The 5365-nt window shown below is 53.4% G+C and carries 2 tRNA genes and 3 rRNA genes; all 5 read left to right on the top strand.

Features of this window, described 5'->3' with window-relative positions:
* The first annotated feature begins 22 nt into the window (after positions 1–22).
* The 5 genes from PQR32_RS41955 to rrf all read left to right on the top strand — a co-directional run bounded on the left by PQR32_RS41955 (position 23) and on the right by rrf (position 5344).
* A 16S ribosomal RNA gene (locus tag PQR32_RS41955) occupies positions 23–1555 on the top strand.
* A gap of 65 nt (positions 1556–1620) precedes the next feature.
* Positions 1621–1697 (top strand) — tRNA-Ile (locus PQR32_RS41950).
* A 51-nt stretch (positions 1698–1748) separates the two neighbouring features.
* Positions 1749–1824, top strand: a tRNA-Ala gene (locus PQR32_RS41945).
* A 312-nt stretch (positions 1825–2136) separates the two neighbouring features.
* A 23S ribosomal RNA gene (locus PQR32_RS41940) occupies positions 2137–5018 on the top strand.
* Positions 5019–5230: 212 nt separating this feature from the next.
* A 5S ribosomal RNA gene (gene rrf, locus PQR32_RS41935) occupies positions 5231–5344 on the top strand.
* Together the 16S, 23S and 5S rRNA genes with 2 tRNA genes alongside form the textbook arrangement of a ribosomal RNA operon.
* The last annotated feature ends 21 nt before the right edge of the window (positions 5345–5365 follow it).

The raw sequence follows: 5365 nt of genomic DNA, 5'->3' as shown, positions 1-5365 counted from the left end.
ACCGAAAACAGTAACAGGTATTGAACTGAAGAGTTTGATCCTGGCTCAGATTGAACGCTGGCGGCATGCCTTACACATGCAAGTCGAACGGCAGCACGGGAGCAATCCTGGTGGCGAGTGGCGAACGGGTGAGTAATACATCGGAACGTGTCCTGTAGTGGGGGATAGCCCGGCGAAAGCCGGATTAATACCGCATACGATCTGTGGATGAAAGCGGGGGCTCCTTCGGGACCTCGCGCTGCAGGGGCGGCCGATGGCAGATTAGCTAGTTGGTGGGGTAAAGGCCTACCAAGGCGACGATCTGTAGCTGGTCTGAGAGGACGACCAGCCACACTGGGACTGAGACACGGCCCAGACTCCTACGGGAGGCAGCAGTGGGGAATTTTGGACAATGGGCGCAAGCCTGATCCAGCAATGCCGCGTGTGTGAAGAAGGCCTTCGGGTTGTAAAGCACTTTTGTCCGGAAAGAAAACGCACTGGTTAATACCCGGGGCGGATGACGGTACCGGAAGAATAAGCACCGGCTAACTACGTGCCAGCAGCCGCGGTAATACGTAGGGTGCAAGCGTTAATCGGAATTACTGGGCGTAAAGCGTGCGCAGGCGGTCCGCTAAGACAGATGTGAAATCCCCGGGCTTAACCTGGGAACTGCATTTGTGACTGGCGGGCTAGAGTATGGCAGAGGGGGGTAGAATTCCACGTGTAGCAGTGAAATGCGTAGAGATGTGGAGGAATACCGATGGCGAAGGCAGCCCCCTGGGCCAATACTGACGCTCATGCACGAAAGCGTGGGGAGCAAACAGGATTAGATACCCTGGTAGTCCACGCCCTAAACGATGTCAACTAGTTGTTGGGGATTCATTTCCTTAGTAACGTAGCTAACGCGTGAAGTTGACCGCCTGGGGAGTACGGTCGCAAGATTAAAACTCAAAGGAATTGACGGGGACCCGCACAAGCGGTGGATGATGTGGATTAATTCGATGCAACGCGAAAAACCTTACCTACCCTTGACATGTATGGAACCTGGCTGAGAGGTCGGGGTGCCCGAAAGGGAGCCATAACACAGGTGCTGCATGGCTGTCGTCAGCTCGTGTCGTGAGATGTTGGGTTAAGTCCCGCAACGAGCGCAACCCTTGTCCCTAGTTGCTACGCAAGAGCACTCTAGGGAGACTGCCGGTGACAAACCGGAGGAAGGTGGGGATGACGTCAAGTCCTCATGGCCCTTATGGGTAGGGCTTCACACGTCATACAATGGTCGGAACAGAGGGTCGCCAACCCGCGAGGGGGAGCCAATCCCAGAAAACCGATCGTAGTCCGGATCGCACTCTGCAACTCGAGTGCGTGAAGCTGGAATCGCTAGTAATCGCGGATCAGCATGCCGCGGTGAATACGTTCCCGGGTCTTGTACACACCGCCCGTCACACCATGGGAGTGGGTTTTACCAGAAGTGGCTAGTCTAACCGCAAGGAGGACGGTCACCACGGTAGGATTCATGACTGGGGTGAAGTCGTAACAAGGTAGCCGTATCGGAAGGTGCGGCTGGATCACCTCCTTTCTCGAGCTAACGCGTCAAAGTGTTGAGCGCTCACGCTTATCGGCTGTGAAAATGGACAGACTCAGGGGTCTGTAGCTCAGTCGGTTAGAGCACCGTCTTGATAAGGCGGGGGTCGATGGTTCGAATCCATCCAGACCCACCAAAGTCTTGTCTGGTGTGCTGATCGATAAACCCCTGGGGAAGTTGCATGACTGGGGGATTAGCTCAGCTGGGAGAGCACCTGCTTTGCAAGCAGGGGGTCGTCGGTTCGATCCCGTCATCCTCCACCAATCCTCAATGCGTAGCGTTCTGCAAAAAAGCAGAGTGCTGTGCATTGGCGATTGAGCCAGTCAGAGTGATATGAAGCAGAGCTTTATATCGGCTGTCGTTCTTTAACAATCAGGAAGAAGTAGTAAAGAGATTCACGAAAGTGTACTTAGAGATGGGTGCATGAGTAGGTGAATCAGGGTTGTGATTGTATCAATGTATGAAAAGGTGATCGAAAGATTGCCTTGGAATACGGCGCAACACGAATACTCAACCTGTAGCGATTGTGGCGAGGCATGGATCTTCGGATCGATGTTGAGACACACCCGTTATAGGGTCAAGCGAACAAGTGCATGTGGTGGATGCCTTGGCGATCACAGGCGATGAAGGACGCGGTAGCCTGCGAAAAGCGGTGGGGAGCTGGCAAACGAGCTTTGATCCACCGATATCCGAATGGGGAAACCCACTCCGTATGGAGTATCCGTAGCTGAATACATAGGCTACGTGAAGCGAACGCGGTGAACTGAAACATCTAAGTAACCGCAGGAAAAGAAATCAACCGAGATTCCCAGAGTAGTGGCGAGCGAAATGGGACCAGCCTGTACTCTTTATCTTCATTGTTAGCCGAACGCTCTGGAAAGTGCGGCCATAGCAGGTGATAGCCCTGTAGGCGAAAACAGCGAGGAAGAACTAGGTGTACGGAAAGTAGGGCGGGACACGTGAAATCCTGTCTGAAGATGGGGGGACCATCCTCCAAGGCTAAATACTCGTGATCGACCGATAGTGAACCAGTACCGTGAGGGAAAGGCGAAAAGAACCCCGGGAGGGGAGTGAAACAGATCCTGAAACCGCATGCATACAAACAGTCGGAGCCTCTGCGAAGGGGTGACGGCGTACCTTTTGTATAATGGGTCAGCGACTTACATTCAGTGGCAAGCTTAACCGATTAGGGCAGGCGTAGCGAAAGCGAGTCCGAACAGGGCGATTCAGTCGCTGGGTGTAGACCCGAAACCAGGTGATCTATCCATGGCCAGGATGAAGGTGCGGTAACACGTACTGGAGGTCCGAACCCACTAACGTTGAAAAGTTAGGGGATGAGCTGTGGATAGGGGTGAAAGGCTAAACAAACCTGGAAATAGCTGGTTCTCTCCGAAAACTATTTAGGTAGTGCCTCGTGTATCACCTTCGGGGGTAGAGCACTGTCATGGTTGTGGGGTCCATTGCGGATTACTACGCCATAGCAAACTCCGAATACCGAAGAGTGCAATCACGGGAGACAGACATCGGGTGCTAACGTCCGGTGTCAAGAGGGAAACAACCCAGACCGCCAGCTAAGGTCCCCAAATATTGCTAAGTGGGAAACGAAGTGGGAAGGCTAAAACAGTCAGGAGGTTGGCTTAGAAGCAGCCATCCTTTAAAGAAAGCGTAATAGCTCACTGATCGAGTCGTCCTGCGCGGAAGATGTAACGGGGCTAAGCAATATACCGAAGCTGCGGATGCACATTTATGTGCATGGTAGGAGAGCGTTCCGTAAGCCTGCGAAGGTGCATTGAAAAGTGTGCTGGAGGTATCGGAAGTGCGAATGCTGACATGAGTAGCGATAAAGGGGGTGAAAGGCCCCCTCGCCGTAAGCCCAAGGTTTCCTACGCAACGTTCATCGGCGTAGGGTGAGTCGGCCCCTAAGGCGAGGCAGAAATGCGTAGCTGATGGGAAGCAGGTTAATATTCCTGCACCATTGTTAAATGCGATGGGGGGACGGATCGCGGAAGGTTGTCCGGGTGTTGGAAGTCCCGGTCCTTGCATTGGAGAAGGCGCTTTGGCAAATCCGGGCGCGGAATTCAAGGGTGCGAGGCCAGTCATCTAGGTGACGAAGCAACTGGAAGTGGTTCCAAGAAAAGCCTCTAAGCTTCAGTTTAACAAGACCGTACCGCAAACCGACACAGGTGGGCGAGATGAGTATTCTAAGGCGCTTGAGAGAACTCGGGAGAAGGAACTCGGCAAATTGGTACCGTAACTTCGGGATAAGGTACGCCCCTGTAGCCTGACTGGCCTGCGCCAGAAGGGTGAAGGGGTTGCAATAAACTGGTGGCTGCGACTGTTTAATAAAAACACAGCACTCTGCAAACACGAAAGTGGACGTATAGGGTGTGACGCCTGCCCGGTGCCGGAAGATTAAATGATGGGGTGCAAGCTCTTGATTGAAGTCCCGGTAAACGGCGGCCGTAACTATAACGGTCCTAAGGTAGCGAAATTCCTTGTCGGGTAAGTTCCGACCTGCACGAATGGCGTAACGATGGCCACACTGTCTCCTCCCGAGACTCAGCGAAGTTGAAGTGTTTGTGATGATGCAATCTCCCCGCGGCTAGACGGAAAGACCCCATGAACCTTTACTGTAGCTTTGCATTGGACTTTGAACCGGTCTGTGTAGGATAGGTGGGAGGCTTTGAAGCGTGGACGCCAGTCTGCGTGGAGCCAACCTTGAAATACCACCCTGGTTTGTTTGAGGTTCTAACCTTGGTCCGTTATCCGGACTGGGGACAGTGCATGGTAGGCAGTTTGACTGGGGCGGTCTCCTCCCAAAGTGTAACGGAGGAGTACGAAGGTACGCTAGGTACGGTCGGAAATCGTGCTGATAGTGCAATGGCATAAGCGTGCTTAACTGCGAGACCGACAAGTCGAGCAGGTGCGAAAGCAGGTCATAGTGATCCGGTGGTTCTGTATGGAAGGGCCATCGCTCAACGGATAAAAGGTACTCTGGGGATAACAGGCTGATACCGCCCAAGAGTTCATATCGACGGCGGTGTTTGGCACCTCGATGTCGGCTCATCTCATCCTGGGGCTGTAGCCGGTCCCAAGGGTATGGCTGTTCGCCATTTAAAGAGGTACGTGAGCTGGGTTTAAAACGTCGTGAGACAGTTTGGTCCCTATCTGCCGTGGGCGCTGGATATTTGAAGGGGGCTGCTCCTAGTACGAGAGGACCGGAGTGGACGAACCTCTGGTGTACCGGTTGTCACGCCAGTGGCATCGCCGGGTAGCTATGTTCGGAAGAGATAACCGCTGAAAGCATCTAAGCGGGAAACTCGCCTTAAGATGAGATATCCCCGGGGCTTCGAGCCCCTTGAAGGGTCGTTCAAGACCAGGACGTTGATAGGTCAGGTGTGGAAGCGCAGTAATGCGTTAAGCTAACTGATACTAATTGCCCGTAAGGCTTGATCCTATAACCGGTGTGTTTTGTGTCGGTCATGGTTAATGCTTCAGCATTTACCAGGGACCCCACCCCCGAAGGGGGGCAGGACACCACGCACGGTTGAGTGATCAGTGTTGTGCCGGAAACAACACAACCCAACGCTTTACCTCTGGTGAGCATCACCAGAAACTACTTCTTCCCGATTGGTTGTGTTGACGAAGTCAATGCGACAACAAGTCATGCCTGATGACCATAGCGAGTCGGTCCCACCCCTTCCCATCCCGAACAGGACCGTGAAACGACTCCACGCCGATGATAGTGCGGATTACCCGTGTGAAAGTAGGTAATCGTCAGGCTCCCCTGCAGCATCAGAAACC

Source organism: Paraburkholderia dipogonis (assembly GCF_046027395.1).
Lineage (GTDB): Bacteria > Pseudomonadota > Gammaproteobacteria > Burkholderiales > Burkholderiaceae > Paraburkholderia > Paraburkholderia dipogonis_A.
Note: the sequence above shows the minus strand (reverse complement) of the source record. Positions and strands in the feature narration are given on the sequence as shown.